The organism is Ruegeria sp. HKCCA5463 (assembly GCF_013034175.1).
Taxonomy (GTDB): Bacteria; Pseudomonadota; Alphaproteobacteria; order Rhodobacterales; family Rhodobacteraceae; genus Ruegeria.
In genome coordinates, this window is record NZ_WQFL01000005.1 from 98194 (window position 1) to 118778 (window position 20585).

At 60.2% G+C, this 20585-nt stretch carries 19 protein-coding genes; 12 read left to right on the top strand and 7 right to left on the bottom strand.

What is annotated here, in order from left to right; genetic code table 11:
- Positions 1-91: 91 nt before the first annotated feature.
- Complete coding sequence (locus GOW09_RS12100; protein ID WP_171118636.1) at positions 92-3304, bottom strand: reductive dehalogenase; 3213 nt, start codon at positions 3302-3304, stop codon at positions 92-94.
- 75 nt (positions 3305-3379) lie between these two features.
- On the opposite strand from GOW09_RS12100, the gene GOW09_RS12105 reads away from it, so the two are divergent.
- Complete coding sequence (locus GOW09_RS12105; protein ID WP_171118638.1) at positions 3380-4282, top strand: LysR family transcriptional regulator; 903 nt, start codon at positions 3380-3382, stop codon at positions 4280-4282.
- Here the strand turns inward: GOW09_RS12105 and GOW09_RS12110 are convergent.
- Positions 4273-5124, bottom strand: a complete 852-nt coding sequence (locus GOW09_RS12110) for a LysR substrate-binding domain-containing protein (RefSeq protein WP_171118640.1) — start codon at positions 5122-5124, stop codon at positions 4273-4275. The genes GOW09_RS12105 and GOW09_RS12110 overlap by 10 nt on opposite strands.
- Before the next feature lie 103 nt (positions 5125-5227).
- On the opposite strand from GOW09_RS12110, the gene GOW09_RS12115 reads away from it, so the two are divergent.
- Entirely contained in the window at positions 5228-5929 is a 702-nt protein-coding gene (locus GOW09_RS12115) for an SDR family oxidoreductase (protein WP_171118641.1), read from the top strand.
- A gap of 2 nt (positions 5930-5931) precedes the next feature.
- Here the strand turns inward: GOW09_RS12115 and GOW09_RS12120 are convergent, their stop codons facing one another.
- From GOW09_RS12120 to GOW09_RS12130, 3 genes are all read right to left on the bottom strand, one after another.
- Positions 5932-7203: an FAD-binding oxidoreductase gene (locus GOW09_RS12120; RefSeq protein WP_171118643.1), complete on the bottom strand. Its 1272-nt coding sequence runs from the start codon at positions 7201-7203 to the stop codon at positions 5932-5934.
- A 190-nt stretch (positions 7204-7393) separates the two neighbouring features.
- Positions 7394-8551, bottom strand: a complete 1158-nt coding sequence (locus GOW09_RS12125; RefSeq protein ID WP_171118646.1) for an acyl-CoA dehydrogenase family protein — start codon at positions 8549-8551, stop codon at positions 7394-7396.
- Positions 8552-8690: 139 nt separating this feature from the next.
- The gene (locus GOW09_RS12130) at positions 8691-9254 is read right to left on the bottom strand and encodes a TetR/AcrR family transcriptional regulator (protein ID WP_152458914.1); all 564 of its coding nucleotides are present in this window, start codon (positions 9252-9254) and stop codon (positions 8691-8693) included.
- A gap of 293 nt (positions 9255-9547) precedes the next feature.
- Between GOW09_RS12130 and GOW09_RS12135 the strand changes: the two genes are divergently transcribed.
- The 3 genes from GOW09_RS12135 to GOW09_RS12145 are packed head-to-tail and all read left to right on the top strand — an operon-like array spanning position 9548 to position 10857.
- Complete coding sequence (locus tag GOW09_RS12135; protein WP_171118648.1) at positions 9548-10012, top strand: nuclear transport factor 2 family protein; 465 nt, start codon at positions 9548-9550, stop codon at positions 10010-10012.
- Positions 10013-10024: 12 nt separating this feature from the next.
- Entirely contained in the window at positions 10025-10645 is a 621-nt protein-coding gene (locus GOW09_RS12140; RefSeq protein WP_171118650.1) for a pyridoxamine 5'-phosphate oxidase family protein, read from the top strand.
- 50 nt (positions 10646-10695) lie between these two features.
- A complete protein-coding gene (locus GOW09_RS12145) occupies positions 10696-10857 on the top strand; it encodes a hypothetical protein (RefSeq protein ID WP_162896721.1) in 162 nt (53 codons plus the stop codon).
- 172 nt (positions 10858-11029) lie between these two features.
- On the opposite strand, the gene GOW09_RS12150 is transcribed toward GOW09_RS12145, so the two are convergent.
- Positions 11030-11725 (bottom strand): THxN family PEP-CTERM protein, encoded by a 696-nt coding sequence (locus tag GOW09_RS12150; RefSeq protein ID WP_171118651.1) that lies wholly within the window; start codon positions 11723-11725, stop codon positions 11030-11032.
- Positions 11726-11981: 256 nt separating this feature from the next.
- The gene (locus GOW09_RS12155) at positions 11982-12641 is read right to left on the bottom strand and encodes a TetR/AcrR family transcriptional regulator (RefSeq protein ID WP_171118653.1); all 660 of its coding nucleotides are present in this window, start codon (positions 12639-12641) and stop codon (positions 11982-11984) included.
- A 65-nt stretch (positions 12642-12706) separates the two neighbouring features.
- Here GOW09_RS12155 and GOW09_RS12160 point away from each other — a divergent pair, with 65 nt between their 5' ends.
- From GOW09_RS12160 to GOW09_RS12190, 7 genes are all read left to right on the top strand, one after another.
- Positions 12707-14023, top strand: coding sequence for an NAD(P)/FAD-dependent oxidoreductase (locus tag GOW09_RS12160; RefSeq protein ID WP_171118655.1), 1317 nt, complete (start codon positions 12707-12709; stop codon positions 14021-14023).
- Entirely contained in the window at positions 14020-14922 is a 903-nt protein-coding gene (locus GOW09_RS12165; protein WP_152458920.1) for a bile acid:sodium symporter family protein, read from the top strand. Before GOW09_RS12160 ends, GOW09_RS12165 begins: the two co-directional genes overlap by 4 nt.
- Positions 14919-15851, top strand: a complete 933-nt coding sequence (locus GOW09_RS12170; RefSeq protein ID WP_171118657.1) for an SDR family oxidoreductase — start codon at positions 14919-14921, stop codon at positions 15849-15851. Before GOW09_RS12165 ends, GOW09_RS12170 begins: the two co-directional genes overlap by 4 nt.
- Positions 15848-16612, top strand: a complete 765-nt coding sequence (locus tag GOW09_RS12175) for an SDR family oxidoreductase (RefSeq protein ID WP_171118659.1) — start codon at positions 15848-15850, stop codon at positions 16610-16612. Before GOW09_RS12170 ends, GOW09_RS12175 begins: the two co-directional genes overlap by 4 nt.
- A 78-nt stretch (positions 16613-16690) precedes the next feature.
- Positions 16691-19159, top strand: a complete 2469-nt coding sequence (locus GOW09_RS12180; protein ID WP_171118661.1) for a heavy metal translocating P-type ATPase — start codon at positions 16691-16693, stop codon at positions 19157-19159.
- The gene (cueR, locus tag GOW09_RS12185; RefSeq protein ID WP_171118663.1) at positions 19156-19545 is read left to right on the top strand and encodes a Cu(I)-responsive transcriptional regulator; all 390 of its coding nucleotides are present in this window, start codon (positions 19156-19158) and stop codon (positions 19543-19545) included. The genes GOW09_RS12180 and cueR overlap by 4 nt, the downstream gene beginning before the upstream one ends.
- 101 nt (positions 19546-19646) lie before the next feature.
- On the top strand, positions 19647-20519 hold the full coding sequence (locus GOW09_RS12190; RefSeq protein ID WP_171118665.1) for an NAD(P)-dependent oxidoreductase: 873 nt from the start codon (positions 19647-19649) through the stop codon (positions 20517-20519).
- Positions 20520-20585 lie beyond the last annotated feature (66 nt).

Here is a 20585-nt window from a genome sequence, read left to right on the forward strand (position 1 = left end):
GGGTTCGCGGCGACGTTAATTCACCCCTCGTCCGGCGTCCATGGGCCGAGCGACCAAAATTCAACTTCCAAATGTCGCTTTTGGACAGGGTTCAGAGATCGATCTCGATCACCCCATCAGGTTCCGCCGCGCGGCTTTGGCACAGGATCATGGCGCCTTCGCGCTGTTTGCGGGACAAAACGAAATCCCGATGCTCGACCTCGCCCGAAATGACACCGCATTTACAGACGCCGCAGATGCCGTCTGCGCATTTCACATCCACATGAAAACCGGCTTCGTTCAGAACTTGCGCCGCGTCCTTGTCTGCGGGCACGGGCAGTGTCCGGCCCGAACGCGCAAGCTTGAGTTCAAACGCGTGGTTTTCATATTCAGGCGTTTCAGGAACCGAGAAATATTCCAGATGACGTGCCACTTCGGGAAAGCCCTGCTGCTCGGCCGCCTGAATCACGCCGTTCATGTAACGATCCGGCCCGCAGGTATAGACATGCCATCCATCCCGGTAGCCGGACAGAATCACATTCAGGTCGGCGCGGGTGCCTTCATCCGAGAAATGGTAATGAACGCGATCCGCCCAGGGCATGGCGGCCAGATCATCCAGATACCCCGCCCCGCCCCGTGTGCTGGCCGAATAGTGCAATTCGAACTTGCGGCCCAGCGCATGCAGGCGATGGGCAAATGCGATCATCGGGGTGATTCCGATGCCGCCGCCCATGAGGAATGTTCTGGTTGCCGTTTCATCCAATTCAAAGTGGTTGATCGGTTTGGACACGAAAACCTTTCGGCCCTCGGTGAAGATGCGATGCAACAGCGCTGACCCGCCACGCCCGTCATCCTCGCGCAGCACGCCGATCTGATATTTCGTACGATCCGACGGGTCGCCCGACATGGAATATTGCCGCAGAAATTCCGGCGCGACCAGGACGTCCAGATGTGCGCCCGCTGTCCATCCCGGCAGGGGCGCACCGTCCAGCGATGCAAATTCGTATTTCGTGACATCCGTCGTCATCTTTTCAACCTTGGTCACGGCGACCCGCATCACAGGTGCATCACCGGCGATCTGATAGCGATGGATGATCGACATGTCCCCGCTTGCCTTGCGGGCCTTGTACTCGTCGGCCGTCACCATGGCCTCATAGGCTGCAATCCCGGCTTCTCGGTCCATTGCAAAGGGATAGGGCCAGGGGTGCGGAGCCAGATAAGCGGGATAGACGGCCAGGGTCTGATCCTCGTATTTCAGGTCCAGATCCTTTTGCAGATCGCGCCGGTTCAACGGGTGCGTCGTGGGGCGATAGGCGCCGTCGGGCTGCAACTCGATATCCCACCACCATTTCTTGATGTCGTTCAGCCCGCCATTGCCGACCGCATCGTCCAGCCTGGCCAGCGCGGGCGCGGCGGCGGGGATGTTCATCGCAGCCCACCGGAAGGGGCGCTCGGCGAAGATGCCTTCGAGGTTCCACGGGCAGGTCTTCATGCAGCGCCCGCACATCGCACCGCCCGGGGTCGTCACACGGTACGTGGCGCATTTCTGACTGTCGGATTTCCAGATTTCATAACCGTTGAACATCAGCTTCGGTCCCGCGGTGATTGCGCCCGAGGGACATTCGCGGGCGCATTTGTTGCAGGACTCGCAAAAGGTTTGCAGGCCGAAATCGATGGGTTTGTCATGCGTGATCGGCATGTCGGTCGTCACCACGCCTGATTTCAGGCGCGGGCCCAGATAGGGGTTCAGGATAACTTCTCCGATCCGGCTGACCTCGCCCAGACCGGACAGCAACAAAAGCGGCGGTTGCAGCACCTCGCCATCCATCACCGTATGCGCCTTGGCCTTGTAACCGAGGTTGCGGATCTGCTGGGCGATCACTCCGCCCAGCAGCGAAAAGCGCAGGTAGGCGCGCATGGATTGGGCGACACTGATCCAGTCGTCACCACTGGCACCTTCCATCGTTTCATAGCCCTGATCGATGATCATGCTGATGGCCTGATCATGAGGCGGCACGATTTCTTCGCCGGTGGCGTCATGAGAATACCACGCCCATTCTGGGCAGCGGCTGAGGCCCACTGCATCGACCCCAAGGAAATAGGTCGCCGCCTTGATGTTTGCCGCATTGCGTCGGGCATCGGTTGACTTGCGCAGGTCAGCGCTTTCACCGTCCTGCAACAGAACGAATGCACCCAGCGCGCGACGCTGGGCAAAACTGGGCGCGGCTTTGCGCACGTAGTACCCGCCTTTCGCGGCGTCCTGCAATGACTTGCCCATGTCGCCGAACTGGGCGCGGGCGAACATGTCGGCGCGCTTGGGAACGCGGGCAACATTCTCTTCGTCGATATAGGTTGTCGGGGTCTCGACCCGTTTGAGTTTTTCGAACGGATGGGCCCCGTCCACATAGCGTCGTTTGGCATATGGGTCACGGTTGAGGGCGTTCTTGGCAAATCCCGTGCCCAGCCACCATGCCGGGCCTTGGGTCCGAAACCACGGCTGTTGCGCCATGGGCCTGAGCGGCCGGTCATGCGCGACGGGCATCTCGGTCGTCACGGCTGCAAGGCCAAACCTGGTGCCCAGCCACGGCGCAACCAGCTTGCCGCCCTCGACCGAGGCCAGACCGGCGGCCACGGCCAGCTTGCCCAGATCGACTTCGGACGACATCACGCTGTGCGCGCGGGCGTCCAAACCCAGCAGTCGGATATAGTTGGCGATGACCACGGCATTTTCGGTTGCCAGCAGGCAGGCGCGATGATCCTGCGCGTCGATGATCCAGTCCGTACCGGGTTCGGAAGGGTCCGGATCGCGGTTATGTTCGTACAGAAAGACGATGGCGTGACGGTGGCCGCCAATCGGCTTGGGCGCGGCCTCCATACTGTCTTTCAGATCCGCCATGATGAGATCGATCCCAGAGGCCAGCGTCTTGGTCTGGCGCGTGCGCAGCGCATGGGCAAGCCGGTCGATATCGGGGTTGCGGCGTGGTTCGTCCAACAGCGCATCTGACGGCAACGGCCCGCAGCCCATCATCGACGCATCGTTGAAATACCCAAATGCCTTCAGATGGTTGGCGCGTTCCTGCGGATCTGATGGGATCTCAGATGCAATCGGGTTCACCAACCCGTCGCGAATTGCGTCCAGCATCGCCTGAAACTCGCCCATGGCGTTGACGATGCTGTCGGGCCGTTCCGGCCGGTGGAAACTCAGTTCGCCCATGGCGGGCACGGGCGACAAATCCGGCATGGTTTCTTGTCGGGTCAAACGCTCCAACGGGTATCGCCCCATGTGAACGGGCCGGTTCTTGTCCGAGAAAAAGCGGATTCCCATTATGCGCCTCCTGTTGCCACCCATCCCCTACCCCGTCATGGACAGCGAAACCATTCATGCATAATCATAAGCGATATGAAGAAAATCGATTTTACTGATCTAGACGGCAAGGTTCTGCGCACCTTTCTGACCATACTCGAGGAAAGCTCGGTCTCGAAAGCTGCGGATCGGCTGGGCGTTACGCAATCGGCCATCAGCCATACGCTGGCCAAGCTCCGGCTGGTGCTGGGCGATCCGTTGTTTGTCCGGTCCGGTCAGGGCCTGACCCCGACCGAGCGCGCCTTGTCCCTGAAGGAGCCCGCGCAAAAGGTGCTGGACGGAATGCGGACGCTGACCGAAGGGCGGCCGTTCGACCCACAGTCTGAACAGATCAGGATCCGCATCGCCACCAATGATATGCCGCGCGAGTTGATCTTTCCGCAGCTGCTTCGCGAAACACGTGCCGAAGGCGCAGGTCTGCGGCTGGAATTCATTCCTTCAGGCGTGCCCGACCCCGAGCTGCTGCGCAGTGACAGATGCCAGTTGATGCTGACCCCGTTGCCGCCGGACGGGCCGGACATCTTTCAAAAACGCCTGATGACCAGCCCGCTGATGCTGTTCTATGACGCCACGCAGCGCACGCCCCCGGACAGTTGGGACGCCTATTGCAACTGCGATCATGTCGAGGTGCGTTTTGCCGATGGTCGCAACGCCCGCGCCGTCATGCGTGGCGTTGATCAAAGCCAGATCAGGCCAGCGGTGGTGACCCTGCCGCATTTCAACGCCATCCCGGCCTTCATACAGGGCAGCGACCTGATCTCGACCGACACGGCGCTGATGAAACAGGGCCCGCTGGCCATGCTGGATTGCGCGCCACTGCCGTTCGAATGCGCGCCAGTGTCGATCTACATGGTCTGGCACCAGAGGTCGGCCAATGACCCGGCACATCGCTGGTTGCGGGCCCGGATCGAGGCAATCGCCGCATCCCTTCAAACCTGAGACAACAGCCAGTCTCGCATGATCTCGACCAGTTTCGGCTGGCGTGGCTTGCGGGGTGCAACCACATAGAAGCCCAGATCTTCAACCAGGACATCCGCAAGCGGCTGAACAAGACGGCCCGAGGTCACCTCGGGCGCGACGAGAGGCGCATTGGCCAGTGCTATACCCTGCCCCGAAACTGCCGCGTCGATCGCAAGACTGGTCTGGCTGAAGCTCATCATTCTGGGCTTTCCGCTTACCCCCACCCGTTCAAGAAACAAGGGCCACAATCCGTGGGTATCGTTCAGCAATACCTGCTTCATCAAGTCAGAAGGGGTGCTGACTTCCCTCGCCATGGCAGGGCTGCATACCGGGATGAATTCGGTCGAGAACAAGGGCACCGCTTCCAGTTCCGCCGCAAACGGCGCTCGACCCTGCCTGACAGCCAGATCGACGCCATCCGAACTGAAATCCGCCAGACGCTCGCGCGCATCCACCTGAACCGAGATGTCCGGATACAGGTCCGTGAAGCCCGACAAACGCGGCACCAACCATTTCGAGGCAAAGCTGGGCGTGACCGACAACGTGACCCGGCGGTCCGGAGACAGGTCTTCGACGGCCTCTTCGATCAACCTGAAGGCACGACGCAGCGGCGCGTGAAACCGCCGCCCGGATTCGGTCAGTCGCAACCCACGCGGCAGGCGATCGAACAGAACCTCGTCCAATCGTGCTTCAAGCCCGCGCACCTGCTGCGCGACGGCACCTTGTGTAACGCCGAGTTCCTCGGCGGCCAGTCGAAAGTTCAAGTGACGGCCAGAAGCCTCGAAAGCGCGCAAGGCGTTTAGGGGTGGAAGGGCGGTCATGCTGTTATCCTGTAGATTTTCTACAGAATAGAGGCAGCAGAACTGATTGGTCAAACCACTGTCCGACGGCCATCTTGGGATCAATTGAAAACGGAGATGTCAAATGGAAAAAGTAGCACTTATCACGGCGGGCGGCAGCGGCATGGGGGCGGATTCCGCCCGGAGGCTGGCGGCGGACGGGTTCAAGGTCGGCATTCTGTCCTCCTCGGGCAAAGGGGAAGCTTTGGCAAAGGAGCTGGGCGGCGTCGGCATTACCGGCTCGAACCAGTCCACCGAGGATTTGCAGAAACTTGTCGATGCCGCCATGGCCCATTGGGGGCGTATTGACGTTCTGGTCAATTCTGCCGGTCACGGTCCCCGCGCCCCGATCCTCGAGCTGACGGATGAGGATTGGCACACCGGCATGGATGTCTATTTCCTGAACGCGGTGCGCCCAACCCGGCTTGTGACCCCGATCATGCAGGCGCAGGGGGGAGGCTCGATCATCAACATCTCGACCTTTGCCGCGTTCGAGCCGGATCCGGTTTTCCCGACCTCGGGCGTGTTCCGCGCCGGGCTGGCCGCCTTCACCAAGCTGTACTCGGACAAATTTGCCGCCGCGAATATCCGCATGAACAACATTCTTCCGGGCTTCATTGACAGCCTGCCCGAGAAAGAAGAATTCCGCAGCCGCATTCCGATGGGTCGTTATGGGCGCAGCTACGACGAGATCGCCTCGGTCGTCGCTCTGCTCGCCTCGGAGGGCGGCGGTTACATCACCGGACAGAATATCCGGGTGGACGGCGGTATCACCCGGTCTGTCTGAGCTTAGAACCGCGCCTTTACAAGATGCGTCAGCGCCGCGCCGGATTCAAAAAAGGCGCGGCGCACGCGCGTCCAGTTTTCGCGGTGTTCCGACACGGCGGGAACCGGCAGAAGCGAGGGATCACCGGCCAGAAGGCTTTCGGCCATCATGCGGCCGAACACCGTGCCCGGGCCGATACCGCGACCGGAATACCCGTGTGCGGCCAAAGCGTTGGGGCCGATCTGCGTGATCTTTGGAATATGATCGGATGTCATTGCGATCCGCCCGTGCCACCCGTGTTCCAACGGCTGGTCGGCCAAGTGCGGATAGAGCTCGGCCAGCTTGCGCCGGACCCAACCGGAATGTGCAACCCGGCCGGCATGTCCCAGATCCCCCATGCCGCCAATGATCATCCGACCCGCCTGATCCAGCCGGAATGACGTCATGATCAGCCCGGTATCCCAGCACCCTTCTTTCCTTGGCAGGATACTGGCGCGCAAATTGTCGGTCAGCGGGGCCGTGGCGTACTGGAAATAGTAGACCGGCACATAGGCAGGCGCGGTATCCGGCAACGCAAGATGATAGGCATTCGTCGCCTGAATGACCGATCTTGCCCGAACCGTCCCGCCCGGTGTCACCAGAACCCAGTGCCCGCCCTCATATGTCATGGTCTGCACGGGGCTTTGCGTATGTATCCGCGCCCCGGCCTGTGACGCCGCGCGCGCCAAACCCACCGCATAGGCCAAAGGCTGAATGGTTCCTGCCCGTGGATCGAACAAGGCACCTTGAAAGGCCTGGCTGCCGGTGCGTTCACCGGCCTGATCCGCCGACAACAGCTCAACCGGCGCTCCGGTTTCGCTCAACTGCGCATGACGCGTTTTCAGGTCCTTCAAACCCGACGCGGAATGAGCGCAATGCAGGGTTCCGTTGCGCACGGGCTCACACGCAATGCCATATTCATCGATCCAGGCAAACACATCCGACGGCGCCTTGGCCAGCAAGTCGATCAAACGGTTCCCCGGTTCAGTACCGAGATGCGTGCGGATGTCGTCCGGCGGCAGCCACAGCCCCGCATTGACCAGACCGACATTGCGCCCCGAACCGCCAAACCCGATCTCCTGCGCCTCGAGCAGGCAGACCGACGCGCCGGCGCGGGCTGCGCTCAAAGCCGCTGAACAGCCGGTGTAGCCACCTCCGATGACAGCCAGATCAACCGCTGCGTCAGCAGTCAGGGGCGGTGCGGTGACTGTCTCGGTGCAAGTGGTCTGCCAAAGTGATAGTTCGGGATCGTTCACGTCGGGCCTCTGAGTCTTGTCGGCGGATCATCATACCGATACCCCCCCTTTGCAAGCCGCCTTTTGACCCGTGCTGCGACAACGAAACAGGCCCGGCAGGAACGGGCTTTGCCCGGGCCTGCCGGGCCCAACCGGAGGAGTCATTCCGTCAGGAATGATGACGACGGGCGGGAGAGCCCGCGTGGTGGGCTCAGACGTCGAGCGATCGCGCGATCAGTTCTTTCATGACCTCGTTGGTGCCGCCATAGATCATCTGTACCCTGGCATCCGCGTAAAGGCGCGCAATCGGGTATTCCATCATGAACCCGTAGCCGCCGAACAGTTGCAGGCATTCATGCATGATCTCATTCTGCACCTCAGAGCCCCAGTATTTGGCCATCGAGGCCGTGGCCGCGTCCAGTTCGCCTGCTTCCAGTTTCCCGATACAATCATTGATGAAACTGCGCAGAACCTCGGCCTTGGTCTTGCATTCCGCCAGTTTGAACCGGGTATTCTGAAAATCCATCACCCGCTGCCCAAAGGCTTTGCGTTCCTGCACGTATTTCACTGTTTCGGCGATGGCGAAATCGATCGCGCCCAGCGCCATGATCGCGATATTCAGCCGTTCCCACGGCAGCTGTTTCATCAGTTGATAGAAACCCTGCCCTTCCTCGGGTCCCAACAGGTTTGTCATCGGCACTTTGACATCTTCGAAAAACAACTCGGCAGTGTCATTGCCCTTCATGCCCAGTTTCTTGAGGTTCCGCCCCCGGCGAAAACCTTCACACCCGTCGGTTTCCACCACGATCAACGAAACGCCGCGTGCACCAGCGGTCTTGTCGGTCTTGGCGGCCACGATGATCAGATCCGCAGTCTGTCCGTTCGTGATGAAGATTTTAGACCCGTTCAACCGGTAGGAGTTGCCGTCCTTCTCGGCCGTCGTCCGCACCGCCTGCACGTCCGAACCGGTACTGGGTTCGGTCATTGCCAACGCGCCGACCAATTCACCCGACGCCAGTTTGGGCAACCACTTCTTCTTCTGATCTTCGCTGCCATAAGCGGTGAGATAGTGGGTCACGATCGACTGAATGCCATAGCCCCAACCCGCATCACCCCGCGCGCCCTGTTCGTAGGCCGTGATGGCGTCAAAGCCCATGCCGCCGCCGACGCCGCCATATTCTTCAGGGATCGCACCCGCCATCAGCCCGGTTTCGCCGGCCTTTCGCCAGAAATCGCGATCCACAACGCCGTTTTCAACCCAGGTTTCGATATTGGGCGACAGTTCGTCATCCATGAACCGACCCGCCATATCCGCGAACATGCGGTGTTCATCAGTGACCCATGCCGCAGTCGAAGTGAAAAGTGACATTGAACGCCCTCCAATCGGTCTTTCCGAGAAGGCTAGCGCCGTGTTCGGTTCACGCCAATCCTTGTGACGCCGCGTCCCTTTGAGGAACAACGCAACGTCTCGGCCTGCGATGTCAGAGAATACCTTTTGACTGGCGGGGTTAAGCCAGTGCTTTGGCCAAAAGGTGCTTGGCCGCATCCTTGGCGTCTTCCGCCGGATCGCAGTTCTTGAGCAGGACGGCGGAAACGATGGCTCCTTCCTGCAACAACACGATCTGACTCGCGAGCTTCCGAGGATCATGCGCGCCGGCCTGTTGGGCTATGGCCGCGAAGTGTTCCAGCAAAAGCTGTTTGTGTTCGGCGGCCTGTTCATGGATCGGGTGATCCTTGTCCTGATACTCGGCCCCGGCCTTGATGAACATGCAGCCCCGGAACCCGTCCTCTTCGAACCACTCTTTCAGGGCATCAAAACTGACGATGATCTGATCGGCCGGTGTCTCCGCCATCTCGTCGATGCGCTGAAAGAACCAGTTGCGAAAGTTCTCATCCCGCAAGCGCAGCGCGGCGATGATCAGGTCTTCCTTGGTGCGGAAATGTTTGTACATCGACGTCTTGGACACGCCCGTTTCCACAACCAGCTTGTCCATGCCGGTTGCGTGAAACCCGTCGCGGTAAAAGACCTTCAGGGCCTTGCTGACCAACTCATCCCGTTTGTTTGGGCGCATGATTCGGCTCCATGGTGTACCGTTCTGTACATATTATCATGGAACGTGAAGTACAATGACCTCAGTCCAAAGCATTGTTTTGAAATAGTTTTACCAGCCGCCTTGTCTCACCATGAAATTTCCACTTGCAAAAGTTTACAGATCGGTACACTTTGCCTGTAAGTTAACCGATCTGTACACCCGAGGATTTGACCGATGAAACGTCGCGCCAGCATTTTTCCACCTCAGTACGTCCCCTTCCTTCTGACCATGGCTCTTCTTGCCGCCTCCCTCACCTGAAAGCCTTTTGCGAAATGTCCAGACCCCCCTTGCCCCCCTTCACGTTGGAAACTGCCGCTCAAAAAGTGCGCGCGGCGGAAGATGCCTGGAACAGTCGCGATCCCGACCGCGTGACGCCCGCCTATACGGATGACAGTCAATGGCGGAATCGGGCTGAATTCCTGTCCGGCCACGCCGACATCCACGCCTTTCTGACCCGCAAATGGCGGAAGGAACTGGATTATCGTCTGATCAAGGAACTGTGGGCCTTTGCCGGAAATCGCATTGCCGTACGCTATGCCTATGAATGGCGCGACGACAGCGGTCAGTGGTTCCGATCCTATGGCAATGAAAACTGGGAATTCGCCGATGACGGGCGCATGTCACATCGCTATGCCTCGCTCAACGATCTTCCGATAGCCGAAGATGACAGGCTGTTCCATTGGCCCTTGGGCGAACGCCCTCATGACCTCCCCGGGTTGTCCGAACTGGGTCTTTGAAAGGATTTTCCAATGCCCCGCGCTTTTTCCGAACTGACCTTCACACCCGCTGTCCGCGCCCATCAAGAAAGGATGGGATCGGCCAGAACCTATGCCAAGTTCATTGCAGGTGGCCCGCGGCAAGGCCATCTGATCGGAGACCCCGAGAAAGAGTTCATTCAGGCGCGGGACGGGTTCTATCAATCCACCGTGTCCGAGACCGGCTGGCCCTATGTGCAGTATCGGGGCGGGCCGACAGGGTTTCTGAAGGTACTTGGCCCTCAGACCATCGGATATGCGGATTTTTCGGGCAATAAACAGTATATCTCGCGCGGGAATCTGGACGGCAATGATCGCATTGCAATGATCCTGATGGATTACGCCAACCGACGCCGTCTCAAGATCCTTGGGCGCGTAGAGTTCACGGAAGGCGAAACAGCGGCCGCCACCCTTTACCCGGAAGAGGCCGAGGGACCGGCCGAACGGGCCGTGATCATCCGCGTCGAGGCATTGGACTGGAACTGCCCAAGCCACATCACGCCGCGCTTCACCGAAGCAGAGTTGCGCCCTCATCTGAACAGGCTGGGGCAGCAGTTGGCAGAGTTGCAGGCGGAAAACCAAAGACTGAAACAACAATTGGCAAAGTCAGGTTGACGTTTCAGCCCTCACAGAATTTCCGGATATCAAGAATAGGGAGTGTCGCAATGGTTCGCTCGGTCTTTCACCTCTCGGCGGCTTGCCTTGCCGGTACTGCCCTGATCATTCTGATCATCATGTTCGGTTTTTTCGTCTCGCCCAGCGCCGTACGAACATCGCCGCCATCGGTATTCAGCAAGATTTTGTTCGAACATTTGCAGCAAGAGTGATGCCCGGGCGGCATTGCGACAGGTGCCCGGCAAGCGCAAATCTTTTCAAGCCAAAGCCATCAACTCGGCCCCACGGCGCGCATACGCTGAAAGACTGAACATCCTGGCCCAAACGCGACCCGGTTCCAGGTCTGCTCTCACCACACGAATGGTGAGAGCACGAAAAGTCAGGTCAGGCCGTGCTGCGCTTTTTCCGGCGGCCCATTACGAACAAGCCACTGATGCCGCCAAGAAGCAGCCAGCCAGCGGCGGGCAATGGCACAGGGGCAATCGTGTATTGGCCGTACAGGGTCGCGACGTTTTGCATGTTTTCCGTTGTGCTGAAGCCGTTTGAAATGGTGCCGCCACCGTTCTGAGAGAAACCGAGGACCGAGAACACGTAATTCTGCCCACCAAAGCTGAAGCTCTGTGAGCCCAGAGTATTGGTAATGGTCACGATGTCATCGCAAGGGGTGGAATCCGCCGGACAGTTGCTTGGACGATTCAATGTTTCGTTGTGCGTCAGCGCAAACGACGAAGACACCAGAGGGCCACCGCTGATCAGTATGTCGACAAGAAGGTCGACCGAGCTCAGCGTTGTTCCCGTGATCGGGAAATTCAGATGCGAGAACTGACCCAGAGCAAAAGCAGTTCCAGGCATCAGACCTGAAATTGGCGTGCCAGTTGGCGTGAAATCGTAACCACTCGAGCTGCTGCCACTTCCCCAGCGAAGAGAAATCGTAGAACCAGAGGTGCTTTCAGTAACGCCGGAACTTGGATTTACGTTTTGCCAAGAGGGCGAGATGCTGGAAATGGTCAGCGCCGACGCACCGCTTGCGGTCATCACACCTGCAACAGCGATCGCAGCTATGTTTCGTATGAATGTCATGTGCCCACCTTACGTATGAATACTCGTTACAAACCACTCTGGGAAAGAGTAGCACAACAGGATCATATTCCCAGCTCACGCGCCACATTGACGCCACGTTTTCACCTTAATCAAGGCGAATGACGCCCCAAAGAGCGTCAAAAAGGACACAATCATCTAGCCTGCGCCAATTGTCCAACTTTTGGAAACAGATACTTAGGATACAAGGCGCCAGCTCAACGATTGAACACACAAGTGGGCGCCGCGTGATGGTTCATCAACGGTCGGATCGTACCATTGCTTCGATACCGGCGGCGCAAAAGTCCACCAGACGGTCCATGCCTGATACGTCACCGCCCTGCGACAGGGCTTTGACCCGCCATCCACTGTTGAGATGGGCCAGCATCGCCGAGACCGAATAAACCTGGCCACTTGCCAAAACCGCAGGATCGACATCCGGGTAAAGCGTGGCGATCTCGGTGATGAACAGCTGGGCGGTAGGGTCGAAACATTCCGCTGCGATATCGCGCCACCTGGGGTCAACCGATACGTGGGCCACCAACCGCCCATATGCCATCCATCCGGGCCCACCCGTTTCTGCCAGGTCCACATAGGGTCGGATAAAGCTGTCCAGAATGCTGTGAAGCGTCAGCGGAGCGACGGCCTTGGCCCTGTTCAACGCGTCGATCCGAAGCTGCGCCAACGCGTCCGCGCGCCGCGCCACGGTTTTGTAAAACAACTCCTCCTTGCCACCACCATGATGGTGCACAAGACCAATCTGAACCCCCGCCAAGGCCGCGATATCCCGGATCGACGCACCCTCGAATCCCCGTTCGGCAAAGACGGTTTCAGCCGCATCCATGATCCGCGCCTTGGTTTCAAGCGATCGCTTGGACGGTGCTCTTTGCCTTGGTTTTTCTATGTTTTTTGGACTCATGAATATTATCTTGCCTTATTTTGGTCGTTCGTTCAAGTTAAGCATCACGAACTTCGGGAGGGTTCATGACACAGACGCGCAACGCATTCGCCTTGATCGGGGCGGGGCCGATGGGTTTGGCGGCAGCCAAGGTGCTCAAGGAACAGGGCATCGCCTTTCAGGGCTTCGAATTGCATTCGGATGTGGGCGGTCTGTGGGATATCGATGCCCCCAGATCAACCATGTATGAATCGGCGCATCTGATCTCTTCAAAGCGCATGACCGAATTCGAGGATTTCCCGATGGATGAGGCTGTGGCCGAGTACCCCTCGCATCGGGCGATGCGCGACTATTTCCGGTCCTTTGCCGATCGTTTCGGCCTGCGTGAAAGCTACTGGTTCAATGCAGAAGTCACCCGGATCACTCCGCTGGGCAAATCCGGTGACGGTTGGCGTGTTGGCTGGCGGGACGCCGAAGGTGAGCATCAGGCTGAATTCGCAGGGGTACTGATTGCAAACGGCACCTTGTCGGAACCGAATATGCCCAGCTTTCCTGGCACGTTTGACGGCGAGTTGATCCACGCCTCGCAATATCGGTACCCCAGTCAGTTCGACGGCAAGCGCGTGTTGGTCGTGGGCGCGGGCAATTCCGGCTGTGACATTGCGGTTGACGCAATCCATCACGCAGAACGCTGCGATCTGTCCATGCGGCGCGGCTATTACTTCGTGCCGAAATACGTTTTCGGCAAACCGGCCGACACGATGGGCGGCAAGATCCGCCTGCCGATGTGGTTGAAGCGCAAGCTGGACAGCCTCATCCTCAGTTGGTTTGTCGGTGATCCGCAGAAATACGGCTTTCCCAAGCCCGATTACCAGCTGTACGAAAGCCACCCGGTGGTCAATTCGCTGGTCCTGTATCACGCGGGCCATGGCGACCTGCGCATTCGCCCCGATATCGACCGCCTGGAAGGCAAAACCGTGCATTTCAAGGACGGCACGCGCGAAGAATATGACATGATTCTCGCCGCGACCGGATACAAGCTGCACTATCCGTTCATCGACCGGGCCCTGCTGAACTGGCAGGGCGATGCCCCACATCTGTACCTGAACGCGATGCACCCCGAACGGGACGATCTTTTTGTGCTGGGTATGGTCGAGGCCACGGGTCTGGGCTGGCAGGGCAGGCACGAGCAGGCCGAAATGGTGGCGCGCTATATCAAAGGCCTTCAAAAGGGCTGCCCGGTGGCGACCGATCTGAAGGCTGCAAAACAAAAAGACTATAAGCGCGCCACCGGAGGCATGAGCTATATCGATCTGCCGCGAATGGCTTACTACGTCGACAAGGCCACCTACAGAAAGGCTGTCACCGGGTGGATCGAACGGCTGCGGAAAGCCACGGTATGAGTGGTATCGACGAAATTACGCTGAATTTCAGCCCGGCCTCTCTGACGCTGTTGAATGCGATACTGGCGATCGTGATGTTCTCGATTGCGATCGATCTGACACCAAGGGATTTTGATCGCCTCAGACGCGCGCCGAAACCAGTGATCGTCGGGCTGGTATCCCAATTTCTGGTCCTGCCGGCGCTGACTTTTGCGCTTGTGTGGGTGACGGCCCCGCGACCGTCAATTGCGCTTGGGCTGATCCTTGTCGCAGCCTGTCCGGGGGGCAATATCTCGAACTTCATTACGCACCGCGCCGGTGGCAATGCGGCGCTGTCGGTGTCGATGACCGCCTTTGCCACCATTGGCGCGATTTTCATGACGCCCTTCAACATTGCGCTTTGGGGCGGGTTGTATCCGCCGACACGCGCGATCCTGCAACAGACCCAGATTGACCCGGTGCAAATCGCAATCCTTGTCGGGTTGATGCTGATCCTGCCTCTGGTCCTGGGCATCGCTCTGAACCAGCGCCGCCCGGCCCTGACCGCACGGATGCGTGCGCCGCTGCAATACCTGTCGATGGGTATTTTTGCGGCTTTCATCTTACTTGCCCTGGGCGCGAACTGGGGGTTCTTCCTCAGCTTTGCCGGGGCTGTTGCCGGGCTTGTGATCCTTCACAACGCCCTGGCGCTGGGGGGCGGTTGGGTTGTGGCCACTCTGACCCGGCTGTCCCCTTTCGATCGCCGTGCCATCACCATCGAAACCGGCATTCAGAATTCCGGCCTTGGGCTGGTGCTGATCTTTGCCTTTTTCCACGGGCTGGGCGGCATGGCCGTCGTGGCCGCATTCTGGGGCATCTGGCACGCGATCTCGGGGATTGCCCTGGCGTCGGTCATGGCCCGAACCGAGGCCGCGCGATGAGCCGTATCCTGATCACAGGCGCCGCCGGCATGGTCGGGCAGGCACTGTTGCCCGAACTTAAGGGGCACGATGTTTTTGCAACGGATATCAAACGCCCCGACAGCATGCCGGAAAACGTCCACTATCTGCCCTTGGATGTAACGACCGACGCGCCCGCGCGCGTGATCTCCAACGTGAAGCCTGAAGTCATAGTGCATCTGGCCTCCATCGTGACGCCTCCGCCAAAAATGGAACGGGCAGCGGCATATGCGGTTGATGTCGAGGGCACCCGCAAGGTGGTGAACGCGGCCCTTGCAAACGGAGTGCGAAGATTGGTGGTCACATCCTCGGGTGCGGCCTACGGCTATCACCCGGACAACCCCGTGCCCCTGCGCGAGGATGATCCGTTGCGCGGCAACCCAGAGTTCCCGTATTCCGATCACAAAAGGCAGGTCGAAGAGATGCTGGCCGAGGTTCGCAAAGCCGCCCCCGATCTGGAACAGGTCGTGCTGCGCGTGGGCACGGTTCTGGGGGCCGGGTCCGAAAACCAGATCACCGCCCTGTTTCACAAACCCCGCCTGCTGGCCGTGGTCGGCAGCGAAAGCCCGTTTGTGTTCATTTGGACGCATGATCTGGCACGCATCCTGAAGCGCGCGGCAACCGACGGGCCGGACGGCGTTTACAACGTCGCCGGGGACGGCGCGATGGGCGTGACCGATCTGGCGCGTGCGATGGGAAAACCGGTTCTGCGCCTGCCCGCTTGGGCGCTGAAATCGGCTTTGGCCGCTGCACGTCCGCTAGGTCTGTCCCGCTATGGGCCGGAACAGGTGCGATTTCTGCAATATCGACCGGTTCTGGACAACACCGCCCTGAAATCCGACTTCGGTTACACGCCGGAAAAAACCAGCGCCCAGGTATTCGCGCTCTGGCAAAAGCAGGCGGGGCTATGAAGACGGCTGTCATATCCGGCGGGGCGGGCGGTTTGGGGCGGGCCCTCAGCCATGCTCTGCAAAGTCGCGGGTGGCGGGTAGTGCTGCTGGATCTCGATGTTTCAGGTCTGGTCACCGGGCCGAACCAGTTGCCTGTTGGCTGCGATCTGACGGATCCCGACCAGCTTGCCATGGCAACTCAAAAGGTGATCGCGACCAGCGACAGTATCGATCTGGTCATCTACAACGCCGGCGTCACGCAAATCCGCGGCTTTGAAAAATCCGACGCGGCCAGCCACCGAACTCTGTTTGACATCAACTATTTTGCGGCCGTTGAAATGGCCCGCGCGTTCTTGCACCCGGTTCGGGCATCAAAGGGGACACATCTGGCCATCTCATCGGTGGCCGGGTTTGCACCGCTTTACCATCGGACGGCCTATGCTGCCTCGAAACACGCGCTGGAGGGGTTCTTCAAATCGCTGCGCTCGGAAGAAGCCCCTCATGGCGTTGAGGTTCTGATCGCTGCCCCGTCCTTTGTGGCCACCAACCCCGGCAACGCACAAGAGCAGGCGGATGGCACAGCGCGGCCCGGATCGGCGAAGGACGGGATGGACGAGATGAGCCCCGAGGCCGCCGCCGAAACGATCCTGCGCGGGTTGGACAAATCGCAGCCCATGATCCCGGTTGGCCGCGTGGCGCGCCTGTCCTGGTGGCTCGAGCGTCTGTCACCGCGCCTCTATCAGCGCATGATGGAACGAAACATGCGCGGCTCGGGGCATTAAAAAACTGCCCCAGGCCCTTGACCTTCCTGTCACTGGAACCCCCATCTGGTGAGTAAGGAAACTTCATGGGCGAGTCGCATGGCGCAAAAAGCACTGACAGAGCTGAAAATCACGGGCATGGGATGCGCATCCTGCGTGGGACGCGTTGAAGAGGCGCTGCGTGATGTGCCCGGGGTTGAAACGGCCTCGGTCAACTTTGCAACCAAGTCCGCACAGGTGGCTTTTGACGGGCCGGTTTCGGCGCTGACCAAGGCATTGGACGCGGCAGGGTATCCGGCCGAGACCAGCCGGGCGGATCTGATCATTGAAGGTATGAACTGCGCCTCGTGCGTGGCCAAGATCGAGCGCGCGCTGAAGGCCAGCCCCGGTGTGATCGAAGCGCAGGTCAATCTGGCGACACAAACTGCCGCGGTGACTTACGCTGCTGGGACAACGACGCCACAGGCGCTGGCACAGGTGGTCACCGACACCGGATACCCGGCGCGGCTTCAAGCCGCTTCGACACCCGAAGACCGCGCAGACACTGAAACAGCAGGGCTGACCCGGGCCACTCTGCTGGCGGCCGCTCTTGCCCTGCCCGTGTTCATACTTGAGATGGGCGGGCACATGATCCCCGCCTTCCACCATTGGGTACACGCCACCATCGGTACGCAGACCAGCCAGTTGATTCAGTTCGCCCTGACAACGGCCCTGCTGCTGGGACCCGGTCGTGTGTTCTATCGCAAGGGCATCCCGTCGTTGCTGAGGGGCACGCCGGATATGAACGCGCTGGTCGCGCTGGGAACCGGTGCGGCCTATCTGTATTCGGTCGTAGCCACATTTGCCCCCGGCGCGTTACCGGTCGGAACTGCCAACGTCTATTACGAGGCGGCGGCTGTGATTGTCGTTCTGATCCTTCTGGGCCGGCTGATGGAGGCGCGCGCCAAGGGCAAAACCGGGGCCGCGATTCGTAAACTGGCGGGCCTTCAGCCCAAAAGCGCGCGGGTCGAAATCGATGGCCGGATAGAAGACCGCCCTATCGCCGAGATTGCTGTGGGCGACATCCTGCACATCCGCCCGGGCGAACGTGTGCCGGTGGATGCCGAAGTGCTCGAGGGCACCTCTTACGTCGATGAAAGCATGATCACGGGCGAGCCGATACCCGTTGGAAAATCAGCTGGCGCGACTGTTGTCGGTGGCACCGTGAATGGCACCGGCGCCTTGCGGGTTCGGGCGACGCGCGTGGGGGGCGACACGGTGCTGGCTCAGGTCGTTCGCATGGTGCAGCAGGCGCAGGGGGCCAAGCTGCCGATCCAGGGTCTGGTCGATCGGATCACATATCGCTTTGTCCCGGCGGTCATCCTGGTCGCCGTGATCACCGTCGCGGCCTGGCTGATCTTCGGCCCAAGCCCCGCCCTGCCGCTGGCGCTTGTCGCCGGGGTTTCCGTGCTGATCATAGCCTGCCCCTGCGCCATGGGTCTGGCCACTCCTACCTCGATCATGGTCGGCACCGGGCGCGCGGCCGAACTGGGGGTGCTGTTCCGCAAGGGCGATGCCTTGCAGCAGCTTCAGCAGGCACGCGTCATCGCGCTGGACAAGACCGGGACCCTGACACTGGGCCGCCCGGAACTGGACAATGTTCTGACGGCGAACGGGTTTGACAGGGATGAGGTCGTGCGGCTGGCCGCCGCCCTCGAGGCGCGGTCGGAGCACCCGATAGCTTCGGCGATCACCCGGGCCGGGCCTGCGGCGCTGCCACAGGCGACGGACGTCCTGTCGCTTACCGGGCTTGGCATGCAGGGGCTGGTTGAAGGCCGCAACGTGTTGATCGGGTCGCACCGGCTTATGCAACAACGCGGGATCGACCTTGGCCCCCTGGCAAGCGAGGCAGAGGCCCGCGCCGCCGAAGGGGCTACACCATTGTTCGTCGCGTTGGATGGGCAGGCCGCAGCCACGTTGTCTGTGTCCGACCCGGTCAAACCCGGCACAGAAGAGGCGCTGGAGCGGCTCCACCAAATGGGTCTGACCGTGGCCATGGTCACCGGAGACAACGCGCGCACCGCGCAGGCCTTGGCTGATCGGCTGGGGATTGATCACGTCACCGCCGAAGTGCTGCCCGACGGCAAGGTGGATGCGATCACCGCCTTGCGGGACCAGTTCGGAACGCTGGCTTTCGTCGGCGACGGCATAAATGACGCCCCGGCGCTGGCAACGGCTGAAATCGGCATCGCCATCGGGACGGGCACCGATGTGGCCATCGAAACGGCTGATGTCGTTCTGATGTCCGGCGATCTGCGCGGGGTTGCAAATGCAACCGAGATCAGCCGCAGAACGATGCGGAACATACGCCAGAACCTGGGATGGGCATTCGGTTACAATGTCCTGCTGATCCCGGTCGCCGCTGGTGCGCTGTACCCGTTCGGAGGCCATCTGTTGTCTCCGGCACTGGCGGCGGGCGCAATGGCGCTTTCGAGCGTATTTGTCGTCTCGAACGCGCTGCGTCTGCGTCGCGTTCAAGCCAGCGTGCCGGAAACCCCGATCCCGCCCGCCAAGGAGGTGCACGCATGAATATCGGAGATGTGTCCGCCCGCACCGGCCTGCCTGCAAAGACGATCCGGTACTATGAAGACATCGACCTGATCAAACCGCTGCGCGACGACAACGGCTATCGCCGATTTCGCGATCAGGATGTGCACAAGCTGAACTTTCTGGGCCGGGCCCGGGCTCTGGGATTCACCATCGGGGATTGCCGGACATTGCTGGCGCTTTACGAGGATGAAACCCGCGCCAGTGCAGATGTGAAACAGGTCGCGCGGGATCATCTGGCGCAGATCGAAGCCAAGATCGCCGACCTGAACGCGATGCGCGAGACGCTGAGCCACCTGATCGACGCCTGCGCCGGGGATGACAGGCCGGATTGCCCGATCCTGCAGGATCTGGGCGGGAAGGGCTGACTTGGGGTTGCCCTTTGGGCGCAGCTTTGCTTTGTCTTCGCCAAACATTTCGGCCAGGCACGCACCGCTGAAGCCGACCGAACAGCGGAGAGGATCACAAAATGGCAAAAGTCGCGTTCCTTGGCTTGGGCGTCATGGGCTATCCCATGGCTGGGCATCTTCAGGCCTCAGGTCATGACGTCACCGTCTACAACCGCACGGCCGCCAAGGCCGAAGCCTGGGTAAAGCAGCATGGCGGATCGATGGCGGCCACCCCGAAAGACGCGGCTGAAGGCGCCGAATTTGTGATGGCCTGCGTCGGCAATGACGACGATCTGCGCATGGTTTGCACGGGCGAGGACGGCGCATTTCGCGGCATGTCCAACGGGGCTGTTTTCGTCGACCACACCACGGTTTCTGCAAAGGTCACACGGGAATTGTACGCTGCCGGCCAATCACAGGGTATCGCCTTCGTGGACGCGCCGATCTCGGGCGGCCAGGCAGGCGCCGAAAACGGTGTTCTGTCAATCATGTGCGGCGGAGATCAGGCGGCGTATGATGCGGCTGAACCGGTGATGCAGGTCTATGCTAAGATCTGCCGCCGGATCGGGGACAGCGGCGCGGGCCAGATGACCAAGATGTGCAACCAGATTGCCATCGCAGGGTTGGTTCAGGGCCTGAGCGAAGCATTGCACTTCGCCGAAAAGGCCGGGCTGGACGGAAGGGCCGTGGTCGAGGTGATCAGCCAGGGCGCGGCGGGCAGCTGGCAGATGGCAAACCGGTATGAGACCATGCTGGATGATCAGTTCGAACATGGCTTTGCCGTCGACTGGATGCGCAAGGATCTGGGTATCTGTCTGGATACCGCCAATGAAACCGGTGCGTCCCTGCCCGTCACCGCTCTGGTCGATCAGTTTTACAAGGATGTGCAGAAACTGGGCGGTGGCCGCTGGGACACCTCGTCTTTGATCAAGCGCCTGCGGGCCATGGGGTAACGCGGGGGGCTGTCTGCCCCCCCATCGCGCGAAGGCGCGATTCCCTCAGAGGATATTTTGGCCAGA